The organism is Shewanella sp. 10N.286.54.B9 (assembly GCF_041468565.1).
Classification (GTDB): domain Bacteria; phylum Pseudomonadota; class Gammaproteobacteria; order Enterobacterales; family Shewanellaceae; genus Shewanella.
This window is the reverse complement of sequence record NZ_JBFRIY010000029.1, coordinates 52,408-78,802: the sequence shown is the minus strand read 5'-3', so window position 1 is coordinate 78,802 and position 26,395 is coordinate 52,408. Positions and strand designations below refer to the sequence as shown.

Genomic DNA, 26,395 nt, shown 5'->3' with positions numbered 1-26,395 from the left:
GTGGCTTAGATTCCGTGATAGTTTATCGATACAAGTTCAGTTTGTTGACTTAAAACTAAATATGCAAATGCCGCTATTGATGTTAATTTTTCAAACGGTATTACACATATAATTATCCACTTACGCGATAGCAAAACGGAATTTACTTTTATGAGCACACAGCAAGAAAAGTATCACAAAGGAATGTCGGGAGAATACGCTGTAGCTTCTGAGTTGCACCGCAGAAATATTAGTGCTGCAGTAACATTCGGAAACTACAAAAGTGCTGATGTAATAGCTTTCAATAGCTCATCTGATAGAACAGCAATTATCGAAGTTAAAACCACTAGCAATCCTAAATGGGTTGTAGGCGGCAGCCCTATTCCAGAAAGAAGTGATAGGCCATGGGTATTTGTACATATGCCTTCCAACTTAAAGCAGCCTCCAAGGTATTTTATTTTGCTTCAGCATGAACTGCACGATCTCCTTAAGCCAATAGAAGATGAATATTATAAAAAGTATGAGGTAAAGCATGGAAAACCATACGGTGATAAAAGTGGGGTTGTTAATTTTTCTTTGCATCAGGCTGAACAGTTTGAAGACCAATGGGAGAAGATTCACTCCATATTGACTGGAAAATAATACAACTGTAGACATAATTGTATTTTTTGCTTAATTCATTTACTTAGTTATCGGATCCAGCCTGCCCTTTTGCCCATCAGCTTGTGATGCTTGGCTGCTAAAGTCACCGGCTTGATTTGGTGTGGGGCTGCTGCCGTGTTTGTGGCTGGCGCAGGTTGTGGCGAGTGCACTGACTGTGGCCATGAGTTCTGATAGCAACTTAAGTACGTTTTCATTTTCACTACCGAACCATGACTTTGGACTACGATGGTCTTGCTCTATGTTGGCGGTCACCTTGCGAGTCTGGCATTGAAGATCCGCTACCTTGCCAATGATATCGGTTAGCGACTCATCGGTTTTATTCTCAAAGTTACCTCTGTCATCAATATGCTGATAAACCCCGTCCCGTACCTGGTTGCGGCTTTCGCCCTCTTTGATTGCTGGCAAGTCCCAACCGAATGGCAATACACAGCGAATGAATGGTTTATCAGGTCGGCCATAGGCAAAGCCTATTTCAACTATGGCACCAATCGCCGGCGGCTCTAATCGGCCTGCTTTATTGCCTGCACCTGGCAGTGGTAATGGTACTGCTTCAAGTGCGGGCGCTTCGGTTTCGTTTCCGTTCTCATCGAGCAGCTGCACGTCAACGGCATAGCGTGGATAAAATGCATCGCTGGCGCGTTCGCCCTTCTCTGTTGGTAACTCAGGCAGTGCAATCACTTTGCCCCAAACAGGCAAATGATAGTCAGCCGCTAACTCTGGGAATATATTAGTGATACGGCGCTTTTCGCTGCGCTCATCAGCTTTGGTTGCGCTCCATGTAATGGTCATGCTGTCGCTTTCTAATTCGACTTGCTTAACTCGATGGCCGTTAACCATGGCACCGGGTCGCATTGCAGGCATGGCCATTAACTGCCAGCTGTTACTAAACTGTCTTTTGCTGAATCCCTGACTAATGGGCAGTGGCTTAGATGGCCAGCGGCTATCTTGATAACTGCCGACAAAGATTTGCCCGTCTGGCTGCTGATACCAAATACAGTCATCGATACCAAACACTCCGCTTAAACTCGCCAGTAACTGGTAACCAGTGCCTTGGCTGGTAAAGTTGGGCACTTTGCTGTCGAGGTAAGCAGCGTTATCGGGGATCACAAAACTGAGGCCTGTGTCTGCGGCCAGTTGAGTTATCACCTGACGAAACGTGGCATGACGAATATTAACCGGGCAATGCTCGGCTAATAGGCTTGCTAGTTCACGCACCACAATACGCTGCATGCCCGTGTTACTTGGCGTCGCTTTAGTGATATAGCCGCTAAAGTAACGCTGCAGTTTATTATGGTAGCCAAGATCAAAAGCGACTAATTGACCGCGTTTAACCTCGCCTTGCACCTCAAATACCGCGCGGCCAGCCGATGACAGCTCAAGCACGACATGGTGCTCCGCAATGGCTAACACCTCAGTGCCAACAGTTAGCCGATAGCTTAATTTCATGTGGGCTCCCCTATCGTGCTATCAACCAGAGATAGCAGCTTTTCAGCTGATGACACTGCCACTTTGGGCGGCGCCTTAGCGATTGCTGCAGCGGGGATAACGCTGGCGGTTTGCTCGGTGCTCTGCCCTGTGCTGGCATCTGTTTGTGGTTGGCGCTGCTCTGCCACTTCGGGAATACTTAAATATTCGCGCAGTTGAAAGCTAACGTTCCACGCCAACAAAGTTGGGTGTTCAGGCGCGGTGATTTGGCCGAAAAACTTTACCTGCCTGATTTTAACCGCACGGGCTAAGTCTGAACCAATGCGCCAAACGGCACGATTGCCTGTTAAGTCTTTGGTTATCGCTAACTCAAATAAGCGTGATAACTGCGACTTATCAGTAAACGGAATTAAGCCGCTGACTTTAAGCTCTTTGGCTTTATCGCCTTGTTCACTGCTGGCCGTGCTTGAGCTTTGCCCCGACATATCTTGATCAACTAACTGCATTGAAAGCTGCACCTTACAGCTTTTCAAATTAATCAGCTCACCGTCTAACGCTATTTGGCTCATGGTTCTAGCCCCTCATTAGCTAAGTTCAACTAATGGGTAGCGCAACTTTATCTGCTGCACTTTCTCTATCCACTTTTGCTTATATGTATCGGCATCGGGGTTTTGAGTTTCTACCTCAAATTGCCATTCGATATGTAAGGGATCCGCTTCGTTTTTATACGCATCTGAACGCAACCTAAGCTGCTCATCTGCTTTGGCTTGCTGAATAATCGCGAGCTTATCCGCATCAGTAATATCGAGCGCCTGCCACTCTTCACTGTCTATGTCGAAGTTCAGGTACTGCTTACCACCATAGTTAAAATTAATATTCATTATGCCCCCAGTAAGTAAACGCCTTTACTGCCTACTTGTAGTGAATGGAAAATAGGATCTATCAAATCAACATTCGTCCCTAGCGTTAACGAGTATGTGGTAACTATCATTGATGATTGTCTAAAAGTGGCACCAAAAACATAATAAGTATCGGCGGCATCACTGACCGTTCCAGAGAAAAGCGCGACGCTATGATGTGAACCTGGCGTTGACGTTTCGCCGCCAGTGTAATGCGTTAAGAATAAATGGGTCGCATCACCCGTTGGGTTCACCGCTCGACAACTAATCCGGATATCAGCACTGAAGTGATAGAAAACACAGTCACTCGTCTGATTAATTGCTAACAAGCTGTAATAACTTTTGAATGAAGATTTATAAAGTTCTATTCTGGCATTTGCATTGAACGTAGCATCAACGCCCCTGAAAACAATATTTTTATTAACGACTCTGATGATTTCGTCAATATCAATTACAGCATTATTATCAACTCGAATAACTGCAGTGCCGCCAACAGGCACTGAATCAATGGCCGCTTTTAGTGTCTTAAATTGCGCCGCTGACGTTCCTGTATTTTCATCGCTGCCGTTGACAGGATCGAGATAAAGCGTTTGCCACATTTGATCGGATACTGCAGTCGGGATTGCATCATTAACCCGCCCGACAACTTCATCCGCTTTCGCGTCAAGCTCGCCCATCTTGCCCGCCACTTCCTGCGCTAGCGCTTGGCTTGCTGCCGTTTGTGCGTTAGAGGCCTGCACCACATTGCCGACCTCATTTAATAACTCATCAAGTTGTTCACTCATCTAGCTTCCTCCAGCAAGCGAATGCGCTCGCTCAATGTTGTGTTCCAGTGGGCATTTTTAATAATGCCGGTGTTGGCGTTAATAATGGCGCTGGCATTTATCAATACGCGGTTCTGTAAGTAGTCAATCTCGTTTGAATAGTCATACATCCACGATTCAGCCGACACGGGGGTTGGCATGGCATCAGCGATACCTTTATGCTCTAGCACAAAGTTGCGGCTGATGGTGTTGCCCTCAATACTGTTGTCAGTTTTCACCTTCGTGGTCACCGGAACATAAGCAAAGGCAATTAAGCGATTGTTGTGCACTAAGCCAATCCAGTTAAAATCAAAATTGCCAATTTCAGGTAACAGCATTTGGCTAAAGGTCACTTTGTTCTGACTAATGATGCCGTGTTTTAACGGCGCTGCTCGATGCACAATATTGGCGTTTGACGGCATAGGTTCACTTGAGGGTTCAGGCGCTTTAAAGTCGAGCCCTGGAATAAAGGCAAACACAAATTCATCAACAATAAAGCTTTGCGCATCGCCAACGGCTTGGGCAATGTATTGCTCACCGTAGCTAGTTAATCGTGCCATTGGTGTCCCCTTCACGAGTTGTTGAAATAGTCAGTGTTTGAAAGTCATGGTTGGCTTCTGTTAGCGCCACATTGTTAACCACGAGCCGAACTGATAAATGGTCGTAACGGCGGCAGGTTCGGCCATAGCTGCGAATTAACTCGGCTAATAACGCTTGATTTGGGGCGATTTCAGTATCGTCAATTTCAATCGATACCCTGTCCCAATCCTGCCCCGCTTGGCGCTCTCTAATGCTGGTTACTTCCAAACCAAGGCGGTGCATGATGGCGATAAAGCCTTGGGTACTACCGGCATCTTTTGCATTCACAAATGCGTAAGCCACCCGCTTGCGATATAACCACAACGGCTCATCATTAAAACGGGTTATCGCCCGTTCCCATGCCAACAGGTTAAGCACCTCGACCGAGCAAGTTAGCGGGTCTTTTTGCACAAGTACCCGCGAGAACCAACCGCGCACCCGTTGCCAAAAGGCTTGCAGCCCAGTGGTTAACATGGCGGGTTCTTGGGGTTCGTTGGTGGTTGCTAGCGTTTTGCCATCCATCCACCACGGCGCCTTTAGCATGGGTAACTCTGGGGTTTTATCGCTCATGAAATTGCCCCGCCATTGTTGAGGGTTAAGCGATTAATCCGTGGCAATGTCAGCCCATTGATTAAGTCATCGTTTTGCCAGCGCAGACTTTTCAGTTGCGGCAACATCGCGCTTAGTTCGCTACTTAAGGTTGAAAATACAAATACGCTTTGGGGAAATGTTCGGGTTAATGTTGGGTGTTGATCCGACTCTCTAAATGCGGCACGAATGCGCGATTCAAGTTCAACTTTCAGCGCGGCAACCTCTTCGGCTTCAAGCCCTGGTGCATGCCAAAAGGTCATCACTAAATCGGTAGCACTGGCAGTAATCGCTCTCGCCTGCAGATCATCGCCATGGCCGTGGTAACCTTGAGCATTGATATAGTGGTTAATGTCGTTGATAAGCGCTTGCGGCGTTTCGCCCACTTCCATCATTACATGGCAGTTAGCCGTGCCTGGTCCTCGCGGCGCGTCATGTTCAAAATAGAGTAAGTCGCTACGAATACCGGCAAAGGTGGATATGGCTGCGCGGTAAACGGCGTCAATGTGATAACTGCCGACAGAGGCAAACTGATCACGTATGCGCAGCGCCAGTTCATCATCGGTTTCTTTGTCTGCACCCGCTTTTACAATCCAGTCGCCGACATTACTTACCGACTCAATACCCGCCACCGCTTCAGGCAGTTCATGGTAGTAACCTTCACCCAAGTTATAGCCCGCACCGGTTGCTGTTGCTTCACATAAAACTGGCAGGTTTAAGACACCTGCAGGGATCACTACATCAGCAATCACAATTACATTATAAATGGCACCTAATGCACTATCGCTTTGAACTATCGTGCCCGCCTTTACCCACACAGCCGCGCTAATGTCAGACTTAGTAAACGTAATATTGCCTTGGGTTTTCGCTGCTAATTTGCGCTCCAGCCCCACGTCCCATGCTTTAAGTTCTAAATAAAATTCAGTCGCAGTGGCAGCAAACATCGCTGGCAGCACATGGTTAGCCAGTAAGGTTCTAATAAGCCATAAAACAGGAGTAACCACACAGGCAGAGAACAGTTTCCAAAACGGGCTCATAGCGCTGTTGTTACTAATAATAGAGTTAGCGGCAATGATATCTGCTTCCAGTAATGCCGTTACCCCTTCAGCGGTTAACGGCACATCATCGCTAGCAAGTACGCTTTCAAAATCAACTTGTGGCCGTGGCATGTAAAACCTCTGTGCTTATTGCGCCAAACTCATAGGTTATGGCGGTAATGGTGATTAATTCGGGCTTAGCAATATCGAGCTCAATGGAACCTGGTACTAAGCGGCTATCGGTTTCGATTAATAACTCCATCTCGGTATACACATCGCTGCGCATAGTCGCACTGCGCTGGGCTAGCAGCTTAGTCACGAGGCCAGACTCCATCAGCATGTGCTTGACATCTTGGGCAATACTGGCGCGCGTGTTGGTCAGTTGCGGCTGCGCCCCGACATCAATAGCGAGTGCGCCATCTTTAATCAGCAGATCACTGTATTTAGCGTCATTTGCGTTAGTACTCATCCGGTCATTAGCTCCCGTTGTTCGGCAACTTCCGCAAGACTGAAGTTTTTCGGTGGATTTTTAATAATCACGTCACCAAAAGAGAGGCTCTTGCTATTTGATTGCGTGGCAGTACGACTAGCTTTAGCACTCATTGCCGCTTGCTGGTTGTAGCGCGGCGTAATGGTGTTGGCCATGGACTCGTTAATCACCGGCTTCACATCAAGCTGCTGAGTCATTGCATCGGGCTTTAGTGGCGTAGAAAAAGATGATTGCTGTGCGGTAACGGCTGGCGGAGTTACTGCCTGCAAGCTAGGTGGTACCGCCCCCGCATTCAACCAAGGGCCATTCATTGGGGCTGCGTTCGCTACATCATTAGCAGCGCTATGCTGCATCCATGTTGGCACCGCTTGTTGATTATGGTTTCTAAGTACATCGGGAATCGTTGATTGCATCGCCGCTTGATCAACATCGGCCATAATCGGTGTGACATCGATATCAATACCTGGCAGCATATTTAACTTGTCAGCTATCCATCCCCAAGTTTCTGCAAACACAGCCTTAATATCGTTCCACATCGATGAGAAGAAACTGCCAACATCAAGTGCTTTACCAAGTAAATATTGCATCCAAGCATCGTTAGTAAACCAATTAACTAGGTCACTCCAAGCAGCACCGGCCGCATCAAATGCCCAAGTAAAGCCATCAACAATACCTGTCACCGCCCAATTAACGATACTAACTACTCCGCCAATTCCATAAGCGATAACACCAAATACAGCCGCCCATACTCCGCCCATAATTTTGAGGTTAAGCACCACCACATCGAGTAGAAAACTCGCTAAGGGTTTTAATGCGTTAAATACAGTTGCAACAATACTGAAGAAGCTACCAAACACGCTCATCACAATACCGCCTAGCGTTTTAAGTAGCCCAGCAATAGCATCAACTGCAAACAATATAGGCTCGCCCCAAGCGGTGCCTACCATCATGGCGCGCAGATCATCAAAGTAGTAAACCGCTAAGCCAACCACACCAATCAGTGCAGCAATACCTGCGACCACTAAGCCTACAGGGTTGGCATACATGGCTATATTCACCGCTAGCATCATGCCGCGCAATGATGCCAAGCCCGATGTTAGTGCTGTATTAATCCCCGCCCATGCCATTGCGGCCACGCCATAAGTAGTCATGGCCATCTTCCCCACGCCCATCATCACGGTGAATGCACCACCTGCAGCCACAAGGCCGAGCAGTGCCATGGCACCATAACCAAGTACCCGGGTTAAATTAGGGAATGTTTGGGTAAACCACAGTACATCTTTGCCCATGTCGGCTATCCAGCCGACAAACTGATTAAACGCCGGCAACACCGCCGAGCCGAACGCGGCGCGAATGACGTACCAGCTTTGGGTTAATCGTTCGCTTTGGTCTGTCATGGCAGCGGCCATCTCTTCGGCCTTACTCATACCTTTAACATTACCCAATTTATTGATTGAGCCCGCTAAACCATCAATGTTACCCATCAACAACTTAACCGTGGCAACGGCTTCTTGTGAGCCAAAGGCTTTAGCCAGTGCATCACCTTCGGCAACGTCTAGTGTTTCGCCGTACTTGCCTTTGATCTTGTTTAAAATATCCACCATGGGCAACATCGCACCTTGGGCATCGGTAAACTGCAGGTTTAACCCTTTTTGTGCTTTACCCACCCCCGCAAGGAACGCTTTATATTTAGTGCCCGATTCACTGCCCGACATAGTCGCTTGTAAGGTGCCGAGAATCGCCATCTGCTCATGCATGCCAATGCCAGCACTTTGCGCTTCGGCGCCAATGGCCGTAAACGCACTCGACATTTCTGCGCCCGTGGTCTTAAACGCTTGCACTGCTGTGGCGGTCATGCCTGTGACTTGGCTAACCCAGTCACTTTTACCCATGGCATTAGCATCATTTTTAAAGATGCCGTACATAGTGCCCATGTAGTTGGTAATGGTGGCGGCATCGGCTTTGGTTGCGGCGGCAAGTACGTTTGAAGCGAGGGTGAATTGCGATAGATCCGAGTCATTCAGCCCTTCAATAGCTGATTGAATGTCATAACTTGAGCCGACAAAATCAGTTGCCGACTTACCATATTTAAGTGCGTATTCGTAACTGGTATCGGTGAGCTGCTTAAGGGCTGATTGACGCACCCCAAGTGATTTAACCTCACCTAATGCTCGGTCCATTTCAATCGCGGGCATTAATGCATTTTGTAATGCGTAACCACTGGCGGCAATACCACCAATGCCGGTAGCCATTTGCATCGTGCCCGCTTGGTAGTTAGACGCAAGCCCATTAAATTGCTGAGTGATTTTTGCAATAGGTTTAGTGATCTGGTCAACTAAGCCCACGGTAAACATCAATGGTTTTGGTAAGCTCATTGCTGATCACTCTCCCCTAAGTTACTCATTCTATTTGCCGCCAAAAGCCTTATTCACGCCGTTGGCGGTGACAACTTCAAGGCTTTCGAAGTGGTTTTTGTGCAGCCACAACGCACGGGCGATGGACTGCTCACTGTCATCTTCATGGGGCAATTGTTGCCGCCTAATGGCTAACATCTGCTCTAACTGGTTGTTGTCGATTGACTCAACCAGCGCCTTTATTTTTTTACGGCAATGTCCAGTGCGGGCGCGAACTCGCCTTTAAGTGCACCCGCTATTTGCACCTCGGCACCTGGCGATACATCGAGTAATTTCTTTAACTCTTCTTTTTGCGCTTTATCAATCGAGCGCATGGCAAAGTTATGCGAGGCACTGCAGATAGAACCGCCACGCGATACGCTATCAACAAAATCTGCGTGGTCATTCACGGTTAGGTTAAATTTAAAGTCGGTGTTACCTATGGTTAACGTTACGGTCTTGTTCATGCTGCATCCTTATCTTTTCGGTTATTAAAGAGTTCTTTGAGGTTGTTAAAGCCGTCTTTCATTTGGCGCTCGATTCGGTCGCCTAAATCTTTTACATCGTCTTTGGTGGCGTAGGTTTCCGCCACGTGGGTTTTATGTTCGCTTAATTCCTTCGCCGTCGTTTTGTGCGCGTTATATATGGCAACTATCACCGGTACCAGTACGCCCAGCACCAAACTTAAAAAGGCGATAACGACCATTACCCAAGTGGCTACATCGTTCATTTTGCTTTCCCTATTCGGCTAATGATGTTTGACAATATTGATGTAGGCGCAACGTTTGATACCGCTTGATACTTCTGCTGTTTCTCTTTCGTGCGCATACCAAAGTACGAGCGCAGCAGTGCGGTTGGCGTGCCAAGAATTGCAATCACTAACGGCCAGTTGTCACCAATAGCCACGATGGTTTGGTTATCACCGTGATACATGGCGACCGCTAAGAACGACACCAACACAATGACTGAGAACGCCACGATTTTAGCCATCATCATGGCAATAGCCGGTCGTGTTGAATGGCCTGTTTTGTCCACACCCCCCAAAGCGGTTATTACTTTGGTGTGTTCTTCAATGGCGGTAATTTCAACATCAAATTCTTTGGTCAATATTTGCGCTTGCACATCTGCAGGCAGGGCCGCTACGCTGTCTTGTATTTCAGCACCAGTGGCTCTATCACCTAGCTGCTTGTCATCCGGTAAAAACGCATTAACCGCCGTTAAAATGGTGTTACCACCGGGGATCACATCGGCCAAAATAGAGGTGCCGACTTTGCCTAAAATGCTTAACAGGTTCATGGCGAGCTCCTTATAAATGCACGATGCGTTGAAGCCAGCCAAACTGGTACTTTTCTTGGCTTTCGTCTTTCACCGCGATGTTGATGCAAAAGCTAATTCGCTGACCACGCACCGCTTCAATCAGCACCTTCAAGCCGCCTTGCTTACGGTGGTCAACGTACTTATTCAATGCACGCAATGTGCGGCTACCGACCACACCATCAGCGTTTAGATCGGGGTAAAGTGTTTGGCGGTTATTGAGTACATTCAACACTTGCTGCAAACATTTACCTGCACGGCCAACACCAGAGTTAACCCCAAAATCAAAAAGCTGCTCGGTGAGTACTTCACTTAATGGCTGGATTTCATCCAGTTTTAACGGTGCCCAATAACGGTCTTGGTAGATGTTAAAAGCCAGTTCATAAGGCAGGTCACACATAGCACCTTTAAAGCCATACTCACGCGCCACTTTTACCGTAACGCCGTACATGGTTTCGCCGCCGCGATCAGTCGGGTCATTCACATAACCGCCCTCGCGTTCGATGACTTCAGCTATCAATCTGTTACGTAATTGGCTCATCGCTTTTTCTCACTTAAGGTTTGGCAATCAATACAAAGTTGCACACCTGGCACCGCTTGCTGCCTTGCTTGGCTAATCGGCTCACCGCACTCAATACAATGGCTGGCACTGGGCGCTGCAGGTTTAGCGTTACGGCGAAAAGCGTTCGCTCTTTCCTCTGCTCGCGCTTCATGTCTGACCGCTAAATCTGCATCATCCATTCATTACTTCTCCAAGCTGTTATTGCACGATGTGTTCAATTTCATCTGGGCGCAGGTACGGCACGCCATCGATGTGCACAAAGTCAGGGTCGGTAATATCGAACGGGATTTTAAACAGGCTGGCGCTGCCGCCTTTACTGTCGATATCCAGCAGATCACTAAGCTTGATACGGCAACCAAAGCATTCAACCTTGATTTCGTCTTGTGCCGTTTTGGCGTAAAACTGAATGTCGAAGTTTGGTAGCGCGCGCCATGAACCGGCTGCTTTTGCTTGCTGGCTAATCAGCGCAAAGTTAGCCGCGTTAACGGTTAGCTCACCGTTACCCGCCACATCGCCATCGACCGCACCGTCGGGCACACCACCGGTTTGTGACACACCACTATTGTCAGTAATCGACACCGTGGCCGCATCAACTTGGATAGCGGTATCACCCATATGAGTTCTAAAATTCATTCCTGATAAACGCATGTTGCTTGCTCCTCAAATATATTGCGTGAGTCTTAGCGCTTACAGCACGCTAAGATCCAACATGATGTTGACGGTGATTGATTTAGGGCTGTTATAAGGACGCACGACCATGGCAATAGTGACTTTGGTTTTAGTCAGCCACACAATATCGATATCGCCCTCTTTAGGCGGCGTGATATCACCTGGGAACGGCACACCATTGACCTTGGTGGTTTTGCTCATCACCCGTAGCGGCTTCATAAAGTAAGCCTTGTTGAGCTCAATGCTGGCAGGCGTAGAGTTAAGAATGCGGTTAGCGACACGTAAGATGGCGCGAACGCGCACCTCGCGGCTCGCTTTGTGCACCACTCGCAGATTTTCAATCACCTGAAAATCGCCGCCTTCAACGTCAAGCGTTGAGCCATCGCCCCAGTAAACACCCGCCACATCGGGATACCACTGCGGCACACTCAAACGCGCTTTAGCTAAGGTGTTAAGCGTGGCCAACGACAACGGTGTTTCAGCAGAATCAACTGGCATAGTCCCAAGCCCTGCAACCGAGCCTGTCGCCACGCGCATAGGAGAATCTGCAATACTCACACTGCGATTACACAAGCGGCCAGCCAGTACACCCGCGTTATTGCCGTTAAGCTGTGGCACTGGCACCACTAATGGCAGTGCGAGGCCTGCAACCAGTGCGGTGAGTTTGGCCTCATACTGCGGCCATGTTTCGTTATCTTTATCAATGCCAGGTAGTGCAACGATGACTGAGCACCAGCGGCCGTGTGAGCCTTGTAGTGCTAGGACTAAATCTGATGCATCACTAATCTTTTGCGCGGTTGCTTGAACGTCACAGACCACCAATGTTTCAAAGCTCTGCACTTCATTAGCGTGCGTAATGGCGGTGGCTATGGTTTCGTCTGCAGCAAGCGGGTAAGCCGCTGCAGTCCAGTTTTGGCCAGCGTTTAACTGCGCAGCAATAAGTTGAGTGCGTAGGTTGCTATCAACAAACATCGACTCAAGATCGCTTTGTGCATTGAGTGAAAACAACTGGCTCTCTTCTTCTACTGTGCCCGCTAAACCAACAAAGAGAAAGTGGCGCTCAATGGCTTGCACCTCACCCTGTGCTTGGTTTTGGTTGTTTACGGTAACGTTACCTAATGGCATAGGGTTATCCTCTTGTTTGGCTTAATAGTTTGGCTAATTCGGTTTGCACATTGTCAGGCGTATCGCCTAAAAATGGGCGCGGGGAAACTTGAATATCCCAGCTTGATTCCGCTTTAGTACTGCGTAATGTGCGCAGCACTAACCCCGCTTGCCCAAGGGTCAAGTTGTCCATAATTTCAGTGATAGTTGCACGGCGGTAACGCTTGCCTTTGCCTTTTCGGATTCTATAGCCCGACCTTGCTAGTGCTTTGGCTTGGCGTCGAGTACATGGTCCTTTGTAATCCGGTACACCATTGCGCTTTTTGGCTTGTTTAGCGGTGTACTTTTCAATGCCACCCTCTTGTTGAAAAGCAGCCACTCGCCCTGTTTGGGGCGACTTATGTTTAAGCTCTAAGCGGTTAGCACTTTTGACATACGGCTCTAATTTCCTAGTCATTTTTTTAAGCATCTTGGCCTTACGGCCATCGGCTCTAGCGGCAAATTTGTGCCCATCAACCGTGCTTTGTTTACTAATGCGTTTACGCGCTTTGGCACGCTCAAAACGACCAAGCGTTTTTAAAATTCGAGTGCGTTTCTTGCCAGGTAACGCCAGCATGGTTAGTTGGTCTTTCACCGTAAGGGCATTACGGCTGTTCGGCGTGATCACTAAGCTCATGCGTCACCTGCCATCGATACGTGGGTTTCAATACTGTCGGCAATATTGAGCGGCACGAGCGACACACGATAACGGCCACCATTAAATTGCACGGGGCCGGTGTCATCGGGGATCAGTTCGATGTCATCAAGCAGTTCGACTTCTATTAATACGGTGGTGGTGTCTTTGCTTTCCATATCAATATCGATATCAGGATCGGCTAAATCGTAGATGTCGCGCGGCCAATCGCTGTCGAGCAGATAAGCAGAGACCATTGCCAACAGGTTGTAAGGGTTAACTTTGCGATGCGGGAATTTTTCCAGCGCAATCACTGCGCTGTGCTTCCACTTAGCGACTTCATAACCGCCAGCCCCTTTGTCTTCACCGCTTAGTATTAACGTGCCGCGTTCCTGCCAAGCATCAATATTGTTGGCTTTAATGACTGGCGACAGGCTAGCGAGTAGAAACTCTGTTAACTGCTGCAGCTGCGTCTTGGTTTGGTACTGGCTCATAGCGAGTGCACTCCCGCACGACCGAGCCCAAGCAGCAAGCGAACGCTACGGTTTGACTGTGCTAGCATCACATCTTGTTGCTCAGCATTTTCCGCTTTGTTATTACCGGCTTCTTTTTGGTCAACCGCAGAAAAATAGCCCAGCAAGTCGGCATGAGAGCGGGCATAGATTGCCGCGCGGTAAATGCTGACTTGCTGCTCACTGAAATCAGGAACCAGACTGGCGTCTAGGGCGAATGGCACATCCTTGTCTTGCGCTGCGACGGTTGTTGATGTGAGGTATTGAAGTAACTGCTGTTGTACTTCGGCAACACTGCGATTAAGTGAGTCAGCGAGTGCTTGCTCTTCAAAGGTTTCGGGAATGCGGCGATGCTGGCGAAACTCAACGGTAGACATGGCAGGCCAACCACTATCGGTGTCGATAGCGATGCTTGCTTGTGTTGCTGCCTCAAATCCAAATCCGCTCATGCTTTCTCTACCGTTTGGCTACATCGTTAAATTAGGTTCAGTGCAGTTGGCGTCACAGTGGTTTTTTAGCGGTCGCCCGTTAAAACACTCAGCCAGTGCACTGGAGGGTTGGGAGTCGGTCCCTTGCGCTAAGTGCCTTGCTCTTGAGAGCCATAAGCCTCTAACGCACGTATTCTCATTTCAATCTTGTTGCGTACCGTTTTTACCTGAGCATGCTTATGCAAGCTGGCGGCTTTTTCGAGCAAAGCATCAGCTTGCTGCAGGCGGTCAATGTCGCCCACTTGAGTTGGCTTAACCTCACCATTAGTGGTGCGCAGTAACGCCAGCCCTGCAAACTTGTAATACTTAGCCGTGACTTGTTCAGGCAGTTTCCAGTCATTAATAACGCGGTTAAACACCTGGCTAAAATACGGTTCAATACTGTGGCCGTTTTCTGCTTGAATCTCTGCCCAATCAAAAACAGCATCGCTAATAAAGCCTGCCCATTGACGTCGAATTGCGCGTGCCATAGGTTGCTTAAGCTCAATCGCTTTGAGGCCGAGCTCAATGCCTTGGGCAAGATCATCAATGTCAAACAGCCAAACAACGCAATAAGCAAAAATAGGGTTGTCATCAACTTTGTCCTTTTCATGTTCGTTATCAGTCGCGGCTAAGTACTCGTTAACAATCGGTAGCCACTTAGGCAGTAACACGTCACGTTTATGGGCAACTTTATCAGCCCGTCTTACCAAGCCCTTGAGGCGCTTCAAGTCCTCTTCAAGTTCAATAAGCTGCAAGTGCAGGCTTGGCGCGTATTGCGCATCACCTGTTTGGCTTACTTTTTCGAGCTGCTTTTGGCTTTGTCGCTCTTCACGCCAGGCGAGGATTTTTGCCCCGCCGACGGCTTTTTTAATTCGGTAGTCGCTTCTTTAATATCTGCAGCAGCGCTGGCAATATCGTCTGCGCTGTAAGCTAAATCGCAGGAGGCTTCGCTAACATCACTTGCTGCACTGTCGATGGTTATAGCGGCTTGGTTGACGTTATCAGTGGCGAGCTCCACGTTTTCAGCAGCTTGGTTCACACTGTCGGCGCTGTCGCTAAGCTCGGTATTGATTTCGCTAATGTCAGTGACTTGGCCATCACTATCAGTAGTCACTGCAGCCGTTACGCTTTTGTCTTCACCGGCGGCAAGATCAACATGCACTTCAACGAACCGTGCTTTTTGCTCAACGGCAACACGCCCTTGCTCAATAGCTTCGGACTCGTCACAACCGAGCAGTTTGGCCAGTAGCGTTAGTGCTTCGTTGGCGTGCGTCACCGTGATAGATGCAGTTCCCTGCACTGCTTTGTTTTCAGCTGCGCGGCGTTTTTTAAAATTGGCAATAGCACTCATAGCAATGTCCCTGTGAATTCTGGTTCTAATGTAAAAAGGTCAAACGGCAAAGAGGGTTCAGGCACTCAGCGAGTGCCTATTCCTTACGGCCTTTATGCAGGCTTAGCACCGATATGCATATTGGCTTCATCCACAGCGGCATAGCCTTCGAACTCTTCGATGGCATAACCTTCCATGCGCCAGTACTTATCTTCATGCTGCTTGCGGTCTTCCACGTTTTCGGACTTACGCGAACGCGTACCTTTTTGCGTGTAAAGATGCAGGTTAGAAAGCAGTGTTACCACGATGCGTTTACCAGGGAAGAACGGCGGCGTATAAGCACGTAAGCCACCAATGTTTTTATCCATTTGCTGTGCAGCGACACGTTCAGTTGGTTTGTCGGCTTGATTCATTAACTTGGTTTGTGCCGTTGCGGTTAAGTCACTACCGACCAACACAACAAGGCGAGGATCATTACGTAGAGATGGATGAATCAAGGTGTTTTTAAGCTCGGTGACAATCGCATCAAGTGTCTTGTATTCACCGTCTTTCAACACTTCTGCATCAGGGTTAAAGTAGATAGGATCTGTGACAATTTGGTCAGCGGCTTTCTCTTTAACGATTTGATGCCAGCCCTTGTTAACGTCTTCACCCATTGGGTTAGCATCTGGGTCTGAGTTCTCAGCCACGGTTTTACCGTTAAAACCAACACGCAGCATATCGAGTGCAAAACGCAGTGTGGTGTTTTGGCTCATCAACTTCATAAACTGACCTTGAGTACCGCCATTTGCCCAAACTGCTAACGTCGCCCAAGGGACTGTAGAGCAAGAGTCAGTTTCAACTAACTCGTAGGTATGACCGTCAAGCCCGTTTTCAGTTACGAATCGACCATCTTTCTTGCGGCCAGTGGCAATACCATAGTTACCCACTTTAATGACTTGACCTTTAATTTGGTCAACGTCCATAGTGGTAATCATTGATAAGAACGCTACCGAATCCAGCAAAGCTGCTTTCAGTTTGATTTCCATTGGGGCTGTGACGCTAAACTGATGCTGTACATCATCAACGCCATAACTTTTTGCCATGCCCGTGTTGTAAGCAAGTAAACAGGCTTTTGCTAATGCAGTTAAATTCATTGGGAACTCTCTTTTTAGTTGTGAATGTCAGCTATCAATTACCGCGGTTTATACAACCGAGAATGAATCACCTTGGCCTGCAGGATCTGGTTCTTGATTGCCTGTTTCCTTTTTTAGCGCAGCAAAGTCTGTGCTTAGGGCTTCAGTTTTATTCGCGATACCATCAACCTTTTCCATAAGCGATGAGAACTGCTCACTAGTGATCCCGCCTGTTGGTTGCTCATCTTTTGGCGGATCGCCATCAGGGTTATCATCACCTGGAGGGTTAGCTGCCGGATTTTTACTAAAGGTTGCAACCTTGCCTTCCAGCTCATCGACCTTGCCGCCGATACCATCGACTTTATCCATTAGCTGTTGAAACTGTTCTTTGTTCATTGGTTCTTCCTCTTCGATATCGGGTGCCGGTTCAGGCGTGTTATTTCTGAAAAATGTTTCAAGCAAGCCAAACAATCGGCTTTGTACCGACTTGGTCTGTGGCTCTTGAATAAAATCGTTAAATTCGAGGGTTTCTAGCTGGCTGTATTCGTGGTCGTGCTGGTTTTCACCGGCTGAGAATTTAAGGCGGGTCGTGCCTGTTGATGCTGGCGAGTCGGTGACTGCAATACCTTGTAGATACGCTTTACCTGTGCCTTGGTAGTCAGTGTTTGGCTCAATTGACATAAACAGCTTTTGGCCGTCTTTGTTAGCTTCTAACAGGTAATCATTAGCGGTGAGTTTGACGTATAAGCGCAGCTTCCCCCCTGCTGTTGAGGCTTTAACTTCGTCAACTGTGCCCCAGTTTTTACCTTCAAATGGGCCCCACGTTGAGCGGAAGTGTTCAGGCCAAATCATGGCGGTGTATTCATCAACCGAATACTGCGCGGCCATATCTTTAATCCACTCTTTGGTAATCGTGCGACCATCAACGGTAGCACCTTCGGTTGCTGCGATTACCCAGCCTGTTTGCTTGCCCATTTTTGCTACCCACATCAAACGTTATTAATCGATATTGCAGGCAGCATAGCCAGCTAAAACCTTGCTGGCACTTGGTTTGATTCTGAGCAATTCGGATAGAGAGGGTTATCCGAATCCAGCCGAACATAAGTCAGTTATAGGCGTGTCAGTAATGAATACACTGCAGGAAGTTTTCATTTATACGAGTGCATTTTTAGCCCTATGGCTTATTCCCCCGAAATACGCGAGGCCGCAAAAAGGCTCTATTTAAAACGCTGGACGCCCGACGAGATCCGCAACGAACTCAACCTGCCAAATACGCGGGTGATCTACTTTTGGGCGGATAAATACAGCTGGCGCGATATGCTGCGCGAGGAAGAAGTCGACGAAGCCATTGCCCGCCGTATTGTGATGCTAACCGATATTGCCGATAAGTCTGGCGGGCAGATTAAAGAGCTCGACATGCTGATTGAAAAGCATGTAAAGCTCAAAAAGCAGCGTTTAGTCAGTGAAGGCCATTCATTTGGACCAAATAAAAGTAGCAACAAAAAAAGTAAAAGTGACGATCAGCAAAGTGAGTCAGCGCCAAGCAAACGCAAAGGCCGCAAACGTAAGAATGATGTTAGCCATTTAACTGAGGAGGATTTTGCCGCTTGGTACGCCTCTTTATTTGAATATCAAAAAGTGATGCACGAGAACCTGCATCGGCGTATTCGTAACATTCTTAAGTCCCGCCAAATTGGTGCTACCTACTACTTTGCAGGTGAAGCATTTGAGCAAGCAGTATTAACCGGGGATCCGCAAATATTCTTGTCGGCTTCTCGCTCACAAGCTGAAGTTTTCCGCACCTACATTGTGCAAATAGCGCAGCAGTTTTTTGAAATTGAATTAACCGGTAACCCGATTGTGCTGCACACAGCACATGGTGATGCAGAGCTGCGCTTTTTAAGTACCAACAGCAAAACTGCTCAGAGTTACCATGGCCATGTTTATGTGGATGAGTACTTTTGGATTGGTAAGTTTGATGTGCTCAACAAACTGGCCTCGGCCATGGCCACGCATAAGAACTGGCGCAAAACCTACTTTTCGACCCCATCAACCAAAGCCCATCCCGCCTATTCATTTTGGACGGGGGATCACTGGCGACAAGGTAAGAGCGAACGCGAAACCGTAGAGTTTCCGACCTTTTTAGAGTTGCGCGACCGTGGCCGTTTATGCCCAGACAAACAATGGCGTTACATCGTCACTATTGAAGACGCCCTTGCGGGTGGCTGTGAGCTGTTCGATATCGAGGAGCTGCAAGACGAATACAACGCCGATGACTTTAATAACCTTTTTATGTGCATCTTTGTTGATGATGCCGACAGCGTATTTAAATTCAGCGACCTTGAAAAGTGCATGGTTGATGCTGCCCGCTGGCAAGATCACAAACCTAAAAATGCACGACCGTTTGCGAATCGCGAAGTATGGCTTGGCTATGATCCGTCACGAACGCGCGACAATGCGGCGCTCGTGGTGGTTGCACCAGGTGAAAAGAAAGGCGAAAAATTCAGAGTACTTGAAAAGCACTATTGGCGTGGTTTGAACTTTTCACACCACGTTAGTGAAATTCAAAAAATATATGCCCGTTATAACGTCACCTATATTGGCGTTGATACCACAGGCATTGGTACAGGGGTATTCGATTCCATTTCGACATTGTACCCACGCGAAGCCACCGCCATCCATTACAGCGTAGGCAGCAAAAGCCGTTTAGTACTTAAAATGATTGATGTGATTGAGGGCGGTCGCCTTGAGTGGGACGCCGCACACAAAGACATTGCCATGAGCTGTTTATCTATCCGCCGCACCGTCACCGAGTCGGGCGGCGCTATTACGTTTAAAGCCAGCCGCGACAACACCACAGGCCACGCCGATGTGTTTTTTGCCATCAGCCATGCCGTTATTAATGAACCGTTAAACCACGCACATCAAAGGACTTCCACATGGTCGATGCAACACTAACAGCCGCAAACGACGACACTGCAGTTGACGAAAAGAAAAACAGCATAGTGACGTTTAACTTGCCCGAACAAGTCATGCCAAACATGTGGCTCACCGATTATGATTCGCTGTATTACAACGAAGGTGATGGCTACTGGGAACCGCCTGTTGATAGGCATCTTCTCGCCAACTTACCCCGCCGTAATGCACAGCATGGCGGCATTGTACAAAGTCGTGCCAATATGGCCGCGAGTCGGTTTAAATCTGGTGGTATGAGCGCCCAACAAGTTAACGCAGCCTTTTTAAACTTGGTGCAGTTTGGTGATGTGGCTTTGCTCAAGATCCGTAACGGTTTTAGGCAAGTCGTGCGTTTATTTCCGTTGCCCAGCTACCGCACCCGCGTCAGTGACGATGGCGGTGCAGTGGTGCTGGAACGTGACAACCAAGTTAAGCGTTATAAAGCCAAGGATATTATTTGGGTGCGCCAATACGACCCCGTGCAACAAGTTTATGGCTGCGCTGATTACTTAGGCGGTTTACAAGCGGCGCTGCTGGGTGAAGATGCCACACTGTTTCGCCGCAAGTACTTTATTAATGGCGCACACATGGGCTTTATTATGTATGCCACCGACCCGAACCTGGACCCGAATGTTGAAAAGGATTTGCAGGAGAAAATACAAAACAGTAAAGGCGTGGGCAATTTTAAGTCGCTGTTTGTGAATATCCCCAACGGTAAAGAGAAAGGGCTGCAGATCATCCCCGTGGGTAACTTTGAATCAAAAGATGAGTTTGGCAATGTTAAAACGGTCAGTTCACAAGATGTGTTTAACGCTCATCGTTTTCCGCCCGGGCTCGGCGGCATGGTGCCCACTAATACAGCAGGCTTTGGCGACCCCGAAAAATACGATGCGGTTTATTTTAAGAGCGAGACAAAGCCGCTGATCAACAATGTGGCCGATGCGGTTGCCCGTGATGTTGAGGTGGGTGGTAAGTTGAGATTAATGTTTGATCTGGGCTAGACCAAAAAAAACCGCCTAGATGGCGGTTTTACTTGAGCAACGTTTATCCAAGAATCGGTGGCTCTGTATCTTGAATTTTAAAAATAGTCATAATTTTTCTCATACGTGACTCCAGCTAACAATACGTTTTATTTAGTATAAAACATTTTGTGGGTTTTATACGCACTTTCTTAATTAATTTCAACAAAAATCAATTAATATTACGCAATAATTCACTCGGTGACATCTAAAACTACCTTATGTTTAGATAAGAAGTCAATAAACTTATTTTCTTCTAGAACCTTCTTAAAGTCACCTTCTAAATCACTTGCAATAGCGGCTTTGACTGGCTCATAATCCAATTCTAATGCTCTTTCTAAGACTTTAACTATCTCTGATACATCCCTTTTCAAAAGTGCCATATAGCAAGCCTTGTTGTAATACAACATACCTTGTGGCTTCTTAGAACAGTCTATAGCTACATCTATATCTTTCAGAGCTCTGGATACTCGACCAACCCTTTTGAGACAATACGCCCTTCTCCACAAGGTATTAGAATCCTTGGGATTATGTTTCAAATACTCATCCATATACACTAACGCCTCTTCAAAATTCTTCTTTATCATATGTAAAGAACCTTGCAACTGCATTTGCTGAATTTCTATTGAAAGGGTTTTTTCTGAAGCTGTTTTTGCCGTTTGCTCCGCATGCTCAGCCTTATCATTAGCTTTTTGAAGCAGCTGTTCAGAGATCGTCGATGCAAACCTTTGTGCTACAAATGCGGCTGCGCTACACATCCCCAAGAAAACATAAAACTGTTGATATTGTGGAGAAATATCTTTTAGCAAACTACTACCTATCATCTGTAAAAACAATGGCACCATAAATGTAGCTAAAACTCCAGTAATAAGGTTCCTAGCTAACTTTCGATGGCAATATGGTGAATCATAATCTGTATTTAACCATGACAACCAACCACCTAACAGGCCAATCCCCAACATTAAGACCATAGGGCTATGCACCCAAATACCGGCAGTAACGGCGCTATCTACCAAATTATCTTGAACCGTAACCAAATCCATGTCGGTAAATACCTTCTAAATATATAAATATAAAAAAATTTGCTCAATGTTATATATAGTTATAATGAATGTCATCAGATTTACTACATAAAATAGAGCCTATTTAGCCATAAATTAACAACACTGTTTATAAAAACAGTGTTGTCATATAGAATAACCAGACTATAACAACTGAGAAGTCAATATGCGGGTACTTTGTCCGGGCTGTGGTTCTGTTGCGATAATCGGTAAAACAAACCGACTGAGCCTTGCCCATGCCGATCTGTACTGTTCATGCTCTGACCCTGAATGCGGCCACACGTTTGTGACCAGTTTAAGCTTTAGTCACACCCTAAGCCCAAGCGCACGAACGTCCAGTGCTATTGTGTCGGAACTTGCTCGTGCCCTTTCGCCAACTCAGCGTCAGCAACTTCAACAGGAGTTGAACCTTCTATAGCTAAATCCTTATACTGCACTGCATAACTCATTAATACGTCTCCGAACATTGCGTGCCACAAGTCCTTGTCTGTCTCTGTATGTAATGTTGCAAACAATTCACTTAGCATGTCCATCTTTTCGTACAACATAAATTCATCAGTCATTATTCTACTTTCCATCGTTTGGCACACCAACTGCGGTGCCTAACCTATTATTCACATATATCGTCAATTCTATGATTACCAAATTTGAATTAGAGCCGTCATTGAAAGCTCAACATTACATTCGCCTCAAGGAGCATGTTTAGCAATCTCAGTAATAACATCAGTTTCACTAGCTTGTTCAGGGACTAATTCAAGGTTTTGACTAAGCTCCTCTAACGACTTAGCTAATTCATTTGACTGGCTAATTGCCAAACCCATGAATGTTGCTCTAGCCCAACTGATGGCATCAGCCAATGATTGACACCCAGTCTTTAGGGTCTTCCCAGCGCCATCACGAACAACAAAATTTTTAATAACTTCCTTACCATCGATTATTTCTACGATATATCCGGCCCTAAAGTCTCCAAATCGGCTGATGCATTTGAACTCTAGCATTGGTAGCTCCTTGTTAATTTTTAGTCAGATAATAAAAATGTCATTGAATGAGCTGCTAATAAGCCATAACAGGGTTTTCAATGAAAACTTTCTAGCCAATAACGGGTTGTTTTTTTAGCATGAATCAATAATTTCGGTCCGTAAACCTACATTTAGCCGCGAAAATAAATACATTATTTTTTCTAATGAAAGATCGCCATTGTCACAGCTAAACAATAAGAGGTAATATTACACAACAATTCAAAATAAACAGTCACTTAAGCCTATAAACCCTTCTGACAATATAAAGATTAAAAGTGATTTTAAGTAAGTAAAAACCACCTTAACCAGCATTCTATAAATGGTTTTTAATAAGAATAAATCATAAAAAACACATTTTGCCTCTTGCGTGATTTACGAATTGTGGTAGCAACTAAAAATAGCTAGCTCTTCACTAAAATAACCACTGATCATTTCAGTTTATCCACCTCTATAACTTCGTTCACTAATAGAACATTATTGCTTAAATGGCTTTGACGTCAAGCAAAAAAACAAGCTAAAGCATTGATTATAAACAGATGATTTATTACATCATTTGTTTGGATGCGAACATAAGAGATCTATTAACAATGAATGTATCCATCAATTATGAACACTAGCTAACTAATGTTTGTTTTGGTTATTTCCTTATCACTTGATACTGCAACGCAAGATCTGCAGCATGATTCAACTTCGCCAATGCCTGGCTAAAATGCTGCTGAGAAACTTGATAACGCCAATAAGCCCTCTTAGCGGGCAGGCCATCAACCAAGTGCGCCATTAGCGCATCAACTTTCGCTTGGCTACTTATGCGGGTCATCTTAAGCAACACTCCCACTCCCTCAGCGGTTTCACGCCCTTGAACAAGAACCTTTAACGGTCTTGAATTATTAGAAGCAATCAAATTCATTCTCCTCATGATCAAACAACCGCTCAAACTGCAACTGGCCGTTACTCACCCACCAAATACGACCAGAATCAGTAAAGACTCTTAACCCCTTAGCAAGCTGCTCAAGCGAATAAGGATCGACAACACCGTGAGAGGCTAAATAACGCAAAGACTCTGCAGAGAAACTAGGCTGTTCAGCCGACAAAATCGATTCTGTACAGTTATTCCCACAAGTCCAAGTATCGCCGCTGCCGCGACTCTTAGGGCAAGAGCAACTGCCAACAGCAACCGCTTTCTGCTGCTTCCACTTTGGCATTGGCAACTTGTCTTCTTTGTTCTCAATACTGCTGTTAGTTCTAAAAATGGCAGCGCGTTCTTCCTTCAGCTTCTTGTAATTAGCTTTTTCGTTTTCATCCATGGTTCTAAGCGTCCACTTCTCACCACGGGTAATAAGTGATCTCACTTTGGTTTCACCACCATCGACGGTAGCCAAAGCGCATAAGCCAAGCACCCGCTTGGTCATTTCGCCAAACTCATTGCCGCATTCAGTCTCTTCATATTCAAGTTTGATAGGATTAACCGTTAAGGCTTGCTCAAAAGCTTTCCAATTTGAGCTTTCAGCCGCCGCCCTGGCATGTTCTATTTCAGCAGGTTGTGGGCACTCTTTTAACCGTCTAAGTTCACGCCATACCTGCACCGATGAAGATCCAAAAAATTGAAATTGCCGTAGACGATAACGGCTAGCCCATGCCGCCGCATTCGCCGCACCATCATTTGCTGACAAGCCAGATTCAAAATCTAACTCGCCCTGCATATGTTCACCTTTGATGTTTTTCGACAGGTATTTAACGATGTAACCCACCGCCGAACCTTTGGTTTTATCTATAGGTTCAATCTCTAAGCGGTGTTCTGCTGCGCCCTCTTCATCGCCATCCACCTCAAAGGCGTATTTTTCAAGTAATGCTTTTAATACATCGCTATGTTCAGGATGAACGAAGATCAACATGTGCCAGTGTGGTGTACCGTCTTTGTGGGGTTCGCTAACTCGTAGCCCCTGAACTTTGATTTTTCGATAGGATAAAGCTGAGCGGATTTTGCGCCATTGGCCAGACAGGTAGGCTTGCGTAAACTGCGCGTTCTCGCAGTTCCATTTATCTGAATTGAAGTGATATTTACTGGGGGCGGTTAAGGTGACCATAAAGCCCACCTTGCCTTGCTCTTCTGCAACCTCTTCCAGCCCACGCGCTCTAACAATGAGTTCAACGAACCGATTTGACGGGTTAGCCGTACCCGCCATAGCGGCATCTATCAACGGCAGAATGACTCCCGCCTCTGACTCAATCATGGTGTTCTCTAACCACTCACGGCCACTCTTTTGTTGCTCGCACCACTCGTTAAAACTTTCGCGGCTTAGGTATGGACTCTCTTCACCCACAAGACCGGCGGCAACATTCAAATGCTCACAACACAAGTCACGCAATGAACGTAACTGGTTAAGCCACCACTTAGGACTGGTCATACGCAAAATGGCACACTCTGCCGCTTCGATAATTTGGTTACGTTTTACGTCTGCGTAATCAGGTGGGTTAACTTGCCAATGCAGGCAAACTGCAGCTGCAGCGTCATACGCTTTTAAAAAGGCCACATCACCACTGTAATGGCTGGCGCTGTCTTTCACTTCATCGAGTACCGCCAGAGCCAAGCGGTTAGCCACATCTTTGAGGCGCTTGCTTTTGCGGTATTTGATTAAATCAAACCCGCCGTAGTGAGTCGTTCGTTTACCGTTACTTTCGTTAACGTGTTTTGACGTGGTACTTAAAAAGCTACCGACGTTATGAAACGGGTATTTAAGCCACACCTTATTGATAACGTCGGTGGTATTCCGTAGATAAATATTGGCACTGCGCACTCTATTGCTTGGGTTACCACCCGCTAAGCTCAAGCGACGCTGGTATTCTTCTGTAATTTTAAGGCGAATGTTATTAGGCAGGTGACTTAAGCGGGTATTGGCAAAGCTGCGATTACTATTTAGTACCGTATGATTTGGCGATACTTGTTCGAGTAACTCGTTAACCTCTTTGAGTGACTGGCGTGCATTTCTGTGAGCAGGTAAAACCGCGGTTCTATAGCCATCAAGAAAGTTGAGTTGTTGATATTGCTCAAACGTTTTCGGCTCAACTTTTTCAATGTGCTGGTAATTAGCAGTAAATACACATTCACGCCCCTGCGGCGGTGCTTTAACAAAACCAGAAAAAACAGCCGAGGGCAATGCCTCGGTCTGTGGGGAAAGTGTTGGGCTATACATTATAAGCCCTCGATACCGTGCATCGCCTTAGCTTTTTCCAGCGTTCGACGGATCCCTTTAGCAAAGTTCGTTAGATCATTTCCCAACGCTTGCCAATATAAACAGTTCAATGCACCTGTATGTTTGGCAATAGATAAGTAGCTTGAGTCGGCGCACGTATGCTGATGCTCAACATAGTGTTTAACGTCGCTCACTAAAATGCGCTTTTCTGCTCGGTAATGGTTAAGCAAATGTCTAAAGGCTGCATTCTTCATTTATGCCACCTTTGAAATTTGGTTCACGTGAATATTGTTACGGATTGCTATCAATCTAATCCGTAGTGTTTTAGCGACAGGCAGCTCAAGAGATTCAGCTAACGTTTCTAATGACTCGATCACCGACTCAGCTACTATGGGTTTAATTGGGAAGCTTGAGTGATATAGAGCGTTAATGACTCTATTAGCTTCATTGCGAATAGCATCATCAGTTGTTAAACTCTGTATTGTCGTATCCATAATGGTTATTCCTTAGTACGTATAATTGATTTGGGCGACACGGCCACAACC

35 protein-coding genes are annotated in these 26,395 nt (G+C 46.6%); 4 read left to right on the top strand and 31 right to left on the bottom strand.

What is annotated here, in order from left to right:
• Positions 1 to 150: 150 nt before the first annotated feature.
• Positions 151 to 621 (top strand): hypothetical protein, encoded by a 471-nt coding sequence (locus AB4135_RS11070; RefSeq protein WP_371992850.1) that lies wholly within the window; start codon positions 151 to 153, stop codon positions 619 to 621.
• Between the two features lie 39 nt (positions 622 to 660).
• On the opposite strand, the gene AB4135_RS11065 is transcribed toward AB4135_RS11070, so the two are convergent.
• From AB4135_RS11065 to AB4135_RS10950, 24 genes are all read right to left on the bottom strand, one after another.
• Positions 661 to 2,088 (bottom strand): hypothetical protein, encoded by a 1,428-nt coding sequence (locus tag AB4135_RS11065; RefSeq protein ID WP_371992848.1) that lies wholly within the window; start codon positions 2,086 to 2,088, stop codon positions 661 to 663.
• Complete coding sequence (locus AB4135_RS11060) at positions 2,085 to 2,636, bottom strand: DNA-binding protein (RefSeq protein WP_371992846.1); 552 nt, start codon at positions 2,634 to 2,636, stop codon at positions 2,085 to 2,087. The genes AB4135_RS11065 and AB4135_RS11060 overlap by 4 nt, the downstream gene beginning before the upstream one ends.
• Before the next feature lie 15 nt (positions 2,637 to 2,651).
• Positions 2,652 to 2,948 carry a hypothetical protein gene (locus AB4135_RS11055; RefSeq protein WP_371992844.1) on the bottom strand — a complete coding sequence of 99 codons (297 nt, stop codon included), beginning with the start codon at positions 2,946 to 2,948 and terminating at the stop codon, positions 2,652 to 2,654.
• The gene (locus AB4135_RS11050; protein WP_371992842.1) at positions 2,948 to 3,751 is read right to left on the bottom strand and encodes a hypothetical protein; all 804 of its coding nucleotides are present in this window, start codon (positions 3,749 to 3,751) and stop codon (positions 2,948 to 2,950) included. Before AB4135_RS11050 ends, AB4135_RS11055 begins: the two co-directional genes overlap by 1 nt.
• Positions 3,748 to 4,329 carry a phage tail protein gene (locus AB4135_RS11045; protein ID WP_371992840.1) on the bottom strand — a complete coding sequence of 194 codons (582 nt, stop codon included), beginning with the start codon at positions 4,327 to 4,329 and terminating at the stop codon, positions 3,748 to 3,750. The genes AB4135_RS11050 and AB4135_RS11045 overlap by 4 nt, the downstream gene beginning before the upstream one ends.
• Positions 4,313 to 4,918, bottom strand: a complete 606-nt coding sequence (locus tag AB4135_RS11040) for a phage tail protein (RefSeq protein WP_371992838.1) — start codon at positions 4,916 to 4,918, stop codon at positions 4,313 to 4,315. Before AB4135_RS11040 ends, AB4135_RS11045 begins: the two co-directional genes overlap by 17 nt.
• On the bottom strand, positions 4,915 to 6,105 hold the full coding sequence (locus tag AB4135_RS11035; protein WP_371992836.1) for a baseplate J/gp47 family protein: 1,191 nt from the start codon (positions 6,103 to 6,105) through the stop codon (positions 4,915 to 4,917). The genes AB4135_RS11040 and AB4135_RS11035 overlap by 4 nt, the downstream gene beginning before the upstream one ends.
• On the bottom strand, positions 6,086 to 6,442 hold the full coding sequence (locus tag AB4135_RS11030; RefSeq protein ID WP_371992834.1) for a DUF2590 family protein: 357 nt from the start codon (positions 6,440 to 6,442) through the stop codon (positions 6,086 to 6,088). The genes AB4135_RS11035 and AB4135_RS11030 overlap by 20 nt, the downstream gene beginning before the upstream one ends.
• Positions 6,439 to 8,838 (bottom strand): phage tail tape measure protein, encoded by a 2,400-nt coding sequence (locus AB4135_RS11025; RefSeq protein ID WP_371992832.1) that lies wholly within the window; start codon positions 8,836 to 8,838, stop codon positions 6,439 to 6,441. Before AB4135_RS11025 ends, AB4135_RS11030 begins: the two co-directional genes overlap by 4 nt.
• A gap of 30 nt (positions 8,839 to 8,868) precedes the next feature.
• Positions 8,869 to 9,015, bottom strand: coding sequence for a DUF6890 family protein (locus AB4135_RS11020; protein ID WP_371992831.1), 147 nt, complete (start codon positions 9,013 to 9,015; stop codon positions 8,869 to 8,871).
• A 41-nt stretch (positions 9,016 to 9,056) separates the two neighbouring features.
• Positions 9,057 to 9,323, bottom strand: a complete 267-nt coding sequence (locus AB4135_RS11015) for a putative phage tail assembly chaperone (protein ID WP_371992829.1) — start codon at positions 9,321 to 9,323, stop codon at positions 9,057 to 9,059.
• Complete coding sequence (locus tag AB4135_RS11010) at positions 9,320 to 9,586, bottom strand: hypothetical protein (RefSeq protein ID WP_371992827.1); 267 nt, start codon at positions 9,584 to 9,586, stop codon at positions 9,320 to 9,322. The genes AB4135_RS11015 and AB4135_RS11010 overlap by 4 nt, the downstream gene beginning before the upstream one ends.
• Positions 9,583 to 10,152 carry a hypothetical protein gene (locus tag AB4135_RS11005; RefSeq protein WP_371992825.1) on the bottom strand — a complete coding sequence of 190 codons (570 nt, stop codon included), beginning with the start codon at positions 10,150 to 10,152 and terminating at the stop codon, positions 9,583 to 9,585. The genes AB4135_RS11010 and AB4135_RS11005 overlap by 4 nt, the downstream gene beginning before the upstream one ends.
• Positions 10,153 to 10,162: 10 nt before the next feature.
• Positions 10,163 to 10,711 carry a glycoside hydrolase family 108 protein gene (locus tag AB4135_RS11000; RefSeq protein ID WP_371992823.1) on the bottom strand — a complete coding sequence of 183 codons (549 nt, stop codon included), beginning with the start codon at positions 10,709 to 10,711 and terminating at the stop codon, positions 10,163 to 10,165.
• Positions 10,708 to 10,911 (bottom strand): TraR/DksA C4-type zinc finger protein, encoded by a 204-nt coding sequence (locus AB4135_RS10995; protein WP_371992821.1) that lies wholly within the window; start codon positions 10,909 to 10,911, stop codon positions 10,708 to 10,710. Before AB4135_RS10995 ends, AB4135_RS11000 begins: the two co-directional genes overlap by 4 nt.
• A gap of 19 nt (positions 10,912 to 10,930) precedes the next feature.
• Positions 10,931 to 11,380, bottom strand: coding sequence for a phage protein (locus AB4135_RS10990; protein ID WP_371992820.1), 450 nt, complete (start codon positions 11,378 to 11,380; stop codon positions 10,931 to 10,933).
• A 39-nt stretch (positions 11,381 to 11,419) separates the two neighbouring features.
• Positions 11,420 to 12,526: a DUF2586 domain-containing protein gene (locus tag AB4135_RS10985; protein WP_371992818.1), complete on the bottom strand. Its 1,107-nt coding sequence runs from the start codon at positions 12,524 to 12,526 to the stop codon at positions 11,420 to 11,422.
• Between the two features lie 4 nt (positions 12,527 to 12,530).
• Entirely contained in the window at positions 12,531 to 13,181 is a 651-nt protein-coding gene (locus tag AB4135_RS10980) for a hypothetical protein (RefSeq protein ID WP_371992816.1), read from the bottom strand.
• Complete coding sequence (locus AB4135_RS10975) at positions 13,178 to 13,672, bottom strand: phage tail protein (RefSeq protein WP_371992814.1); 495 nt, start codon at positions 13,670 to 13,672, stop codon at positions 13,178 to 13,180. Before AB4135_RS10975 ends, AB4135_RS10980 begins: the two co-directional genes overlap by 4 nt.
• On the bottom strand, positions 13,669 to 14,139 hold the full coding sequence (locus tag AB4135_RS10970; protein ID WP_371992812.1) for a head completion/stabilization protein: 471 nt from the start codon (positions 14,137 to 14,139) through the stop codon (positions 13,669 to 13,671). Before AB4135_RS10970 ends, AB4135_RS10975 begins: the two co-directional genes overlap by 4 nt.
• A gap of 128 nt (positions 14,140 to 14,267) precedes the next feature.
• Entirely contained in the window at positions 14,268 to 14,915 is a 648-nt protein-coding gene (gpM, locus tag AB4135_RS10965) for a phage terminase small subunit (protein ID WP_371992811.1), read from the bottom strand.
• 38 nt (positions 14,916 to 14,953) lie between these two features.
• Positions 14,954 to 15,511, bottom strand: a complete 558-nt coding sequence (locus tag AB4135_RS10960) for a hypothetical protein (protein WP_371992809.1) — start codon at positions 15,509 to 15,511, stop codon at positions 14,954 to 14,956.
• A 92-nt stretch (positions 15,512 to 15,603) separates the two neighbouring features.
• Positions 15,604 to 16,626 carry a phage major capsid protein, P2 family gene (locus AB4135_RS10955; protein ID WP_371992807.1) on the bottom strand — a complete coding sequence of 341 codons (1,023 nt, stop codon included), beginning with the start codon at positions 16,624 to 16,626 and terminating at the stop codon, positions 15,604 to 15,606.
• Positions 16,627 to 16,674: 48 nt separating this feature from the next.
• Positions 16,675 to 17,580 (bottom strand): GPO family capsid scaffolding protein, encoded by a 906-nt coding sequence (locus AB4135_RS10950; RefSeq protein ID WP_371992805.1) that lies wholly within the window; start codon positions 17,578 to 17,580, stop codon positions 16,675 to 16,677.
• A gap of 201 nt (positions 17,581 to 17,781) precedes the next feature.
• Here AB4135_RS10950 and AB4135_RS10945 point away from each other — a divergent pair, with 201 nt between their 5' ends.
• Positions 17,782 to 19,563 (top strand): terminase large subunit domain-containing protein, encoded by a 1,782-nt coding sequence (locus AB4135_RS10945; RefSeq protein WP_371992803.1) that lies wholly within the window; start codon positions 17,782 to 17,784, stop codon positions 19,561 to 19,563.
• Complete coding sequence (locus tag AB4135_RS10940; RefSeq protein ID WP_371992802.1) at positions 19,545 to 20,561, top strand: phage portal protein; 1,017 nt, start codon at positions 19,545 to 19,547, stop codon at positions 20,559 to 20,561. Before AB4135_RS10945 ends, AB4135_RS10940 begins: the two co-directional genes overlap by 19 nt.
• A 212-nt stretch (positions 20,562 to 20,773) precedes the next feature.
• On the opposite strand, the gene AB4135_RS10935 is transcribed toward AB4135_RS10940, so the two are convergent.
• The gene (locus AB4135_RS10935) at positions 20,774 to 21,622 is read right to left on the bottom strand and encodes a YEATS-associated helix-containing protein (RefSeq protein WP_371992800.1); all 849 of its coding nucleotides are present in this window, start codon (positions 21,620 to 21,622) and stop codon (positions 20,774 to 20,776) included.
• Between the two features lie 184 nt (positions 21,623 to 21,806).
• Between AB4135_RS10935 and AB4135_RS10930 the strand changes: the two genes are divergently transcribed.
• On the top strand, positions 21,807 to 22,058 hold the full coding sequence (locus AB4135_RS10930) for an ogr/Delta-like zinc finger family protein (RefSeq protein ID WP_371992799.1): 252 nt from the start codon (positions 21,807 to 21,809) through the stop codon (positions 22,056 to 22,058).
• Here AB4135_RS10930 and AB4135_RS10925 read toward each other — a convergent pair.
• The 6 genes from AB4135_RS10925 to AB4135_RS10900 all read right to left on the bottom strand — a co-directional run bounded on the left by AB4135_RS10925 (position 21,982) and on the right by AB4135_RS10900 (position 26,344).
• Positions 21,982 to 22,203, bottom strand: a complete 222-nt coding sequence (locus tag AB4135_RS10925; RefSeq protein WP_371992865.1) for a hypothetical protein — start codon at positions 22,201 to 22,203, stop codon at positions 21,982 to 21,984. The two genes, AB4135_RS10930 and AB4135_RS10925, sit on opposite strands and share 77 nt — an antisense overlap.
• 126 nt (positions 22,204 to 22,329) lie before the next feature.
• Positions 22,330 to 22,638 carry a hypothetical protein gene (locus AB4135_RS10920; RefSeq protein WP_371992797.1) on the bottom strand — a complete coding sequence of 103 codons (309 nt, stop codon included), beginning with the start codon at positions 22,636 to 22,638 and terminating at the stop codon, positions 22,330 to 22,332.
• A 658-nt stretch (positions 22,639 to 23,296) separates the two neighbouring features.
• Positions 23,297 to 23,560: a PapB/FocB family fimbrial expression transcriptional regulator gene (locus tag AB4135_RS10915; protein WP_371992795.1), complete on the bottom strand. Its 264-nt coding sequence runs from the start codon at positions 23,558 to 23,560 to the stop codon at positions 23,297 to 23,299.
• Entirely contained in the window at positions 23,547 to 25,850 is a 2,304-nt protein-coding gene (locus AB4135_RS10910) for a replication endonuclease (protein ID WP_371992794.1), read from the bottom strand. Before AB4135_RS10910 ends, AB4135_RS10915 begins: the two co-directional genes overlap by 14 nt.
• Positions 25,850 to 26,104 (bottom strand): hypothetical protein, encoded by a 255-nt coding sequence (locus tag AB4135_RS10905; protein ID WP_371992793.1) that lies wholly within the window; start codon positions 26,102 to 26,104, stop codon positions 25,850 to 25,852. Before AB4135_RS10905 ends, AB4135_RS10910 begins: the two co-directional genes overlap by 1 nt.
• Positions 26,105 to 26,344: a hypothetical protein gene (locus AB4135_RS10900; protein ID WP_371992791.1), complete on the bottom strand. Its 240-nt coding sequence runs from the start codon at positions 26,342 to 26,344 to the stop codon at positions 26,105 to 26,107.
• Positions 26,345 to 26,395: the final 51 nt, after the last annotated feature.

What these genes read in the sequence shown, in the direction of transcription:
- AB4135_RS11070 (WP_371992850.1), top strand. Translation starts at nt 151, where the DNA reads ATGAGCACACAGCAAGAAAAGTATCACAAAGGAATGTCGGGAGAATAC.
- AB4135_RS11065 (WP_371992848.1), bottom strand. Translation starts at nt 2,088, where the DNA reads ATGAAATTAAGCTATCGGCTAACTGTTGGCACTGAGGTGTTAGCCATT.
- AB4135_RS11060 (WP_371992846.1), bottom strand. Translation starts at nt 2,636, where the DNA reads ATGAGCCAAATAGCGTTAGACGGTGAGCTGATTAATTTGAAAAGCTGT.
- AB4135_RS11055 (WP_371992844.1), bottom strand. Translation starts at nt 2,948, where the DNA reads ATGAATATTAATTTTAACTATGGTGGTAAGCAGTACCTGAACTTCGAC.
- AB4135_RS11050 (WP_371992842.1), bottom strand. Translation starts at nt 3,751, where the DNA reads ATGAGTGAACAACTTGATGAGTTATTAAATGAGGTCGGCAATGTGGTG.
- AB4135_RS11045 (WP_371992840.1), bottom strand. Translation starts at nt 4,329, where the DNA reads ATGGCACGATTAACTAGCTACGGTGAGCAATACATTGCCCAAGCCGTT.
- AB4135_RS11040 (WP_371992838.1), bottom strand. Translation starts at nt 4,918, where the DNA reads ATGAGCGATAAAACCCCAGAGTTACCCATGCTAAAGGCGCCGTGGTGG.
- AB4135_RS11035 (WP_371992836.1), bottom strand. Translation starts at nt 6,105, where the DNA reads ATGCCACGGCCACAAGTTGATTTTGAAAGCGTACTTGCTAGCGATGAT.
- AB4135_RS11030 (WP_371992834.1), bottom strand. Translation starts at nt 6,442, where the DNA reads ATGAGTACTAACGCAAATGACGCTAAATACAGTGATCTGCTGATTAAA.
- AB4135_RS11025 (WP_371992832.1), bottom strand. Translation starts at nt 8,838, where the DNA reads ATGAGCTTACCAAAACCATTGATGTTTACCGTGGGCTTAGTTGACCAG.
- AB4135_RS11020 (WP_371992831.1), bottom strand. Translation starts at nt 9,015, where the DNA reads ATGTTAGCCATTAGGCGGCAACAATTGCCCCATGAAGATGACAGTGAG.
- AB4135_RS11015 (WP_371992829.1), bottom strand. Translation starts at nt 9,323, where the DNA reads ATGAACAAGACCGTAACGTTAACCATAGGTAACACCGACTTTAAATTT.
- AB4135_RS11010 (WP_371992827.1), bottom strand. Translation starts at nt 9,586, where the DNA reads ATGAACGATGTAGCCACTTGGGTAATGGTCGTTATCGCCTTTTTAAGT.
- AB4135_RS11005 (WP_371992825.1), bottom strand. Translation starts at nt 10,152, where the DNA reads ATGAACCTGTTAAGCATTTTAGGCAAAGTCGGCACCTCTATTTTGGCC.
- AB4135_RS11000 (WP_371992823.1), bottom strand. Translation starts at nt 10,711, where the DNA reads ATGAGCCAATTACGTAACAGATTGATAGCTGAAGTCATCGAACGCGAG.
- AB4135_RS10995 (WP_371992821.1), bottom strand. Translation starts at nt 10,911, where the DNA reads ATGGATGATGCAGATTTAGCGGTCAGACATGAAGCGCGAGCAGAGGAA.
- AB4135_RS10990 (WP_371992820.1), bottom strand. Translation starts at nt 11,380, where the DNA reads ATGCGTTTATCAGGAATGAATTTTAGAACTCATATGGGTGATACCGCT.
- AB4135_RS10985 (WP_371992818.1), bottom strand. Translation starts at nt 12,526, where the DNA reads ATGCCATTAGGTAACGTTACCGTAAACAACCAAAACCAAGCACAGGGT.
- AB4135_RS10980 (WP_371992816.1), bottom strand. Translation starts at nt 13,181, where the DNA reads ATGAGCTTAGTGATCACGCCGAACAGCCGTAATGCCCTTACGGTGAAA.
- AB4135_RS10975 (WP_371992814.1), bottom strand. Translation starts at nt 13,672, where the DNA reads ATGAGCCAGTACCAAACCAAGACGCAGCTGCAGCAGTTAACAGAGTTT.
- AB4135_RS10970 (WP_371992812.1), bottom strand. Translation starts at nt 14,139, where the DNA reads ATGAGCGGATTTGGATTTGAGGCAGCAACACAAGCAAGCATCGCTATC.
- AB4135_RS10960 (WP_371992809.1), bottom strand. Translation starts at nt 15,511, where the DNA reads ATGAGTGCTATTGCCAATTTTAAAAAACGCCGCGCAGCTGAAAACAAA.
- AB4135_RS10955 (WP_371992807.1), bottom strand. Translation starts at nt 16,626, where the DNA reads ATGAATTTAACTGCATTAGCAAAAGCCTGTTTACTTGCTTACAACACG.
- AB4135_RS10950 (WP_371992805.1), bottom strand. Translation starts at nt 17,580, where the DNA reads ATGGGCAAGCAAACAGGCTGGGTAATCGCAGCAACCGAAGGTGCTACC.
- AB4135_RS10945 (WP_371992803.1), top strand. Translation starts at nt 17,782, where the DNA reads ATGGCTTATTCCCCCGAAATACGCGAGGCCGCAAAAAGGCTCTATTTA.
- AB4135_RS10940 (WP_371992802.1), top strand. Translation starts at nt 19,545, where the DNA reads ATGGTCGATGCAACACTAACAGCCGCAAACGACGACACTGCAGTTGAC.
- AB4135_RS10935 (WP_371992800.1), bottom strand. Translation starts at nt 21,622, where the DNA reads ATGGATTTGGTTACGGTTCAAGATAATTTGGTAGATAGCGCCGTTACT.
- AB4135_RS10930 (WP_371992799.1), top strand. Translation starts at nt 21,807, where the DNA reads ATGCGGGTACTTTGTCCGGGCTGTGGTTCTGTTGCGATAATCGGTAAA.
- AB4135_RS10925 (WP_371992865.1), bottom strand. Translation starts at nt 22,203, where the DNA reads ATGACTGATGAATTTATGTTGTACGAAAAGATGGACATGCTAAGTGAA.
- AB4135_RS10920 (WP_371992797.1), bottom strand. Translation starts at nt 22,638, where the DNA reads ATGCTAGAGTTCAAATGCATCAGCCGATTTGGAGACTTTAGGGCCGGA.
- AB4135_RS10910 (WP_371992794.1), bottom strand. Translation starts at nt 25,850, where the DNA reads ATGTATAGCCCAACACTTTCCCCACAGACCGAGGCATTGCCCTCGGCT.
- AB4135_RS10905 (WP_371992793.1), bottom strand. Translation starts at nt 26,104, where the DNA reads ATGAAGAATGCAGCCTTTAGACATTTGCTTAACCATTACCGAGCAGAA.
- AB4135_RS10900 (WP_371992791.1), bottom strand. Translation starts at nt 26,344, where the DNA reads ATGGATACGACAATACAGAGTTTAACAACTGATGATGCTATTCGCAAT.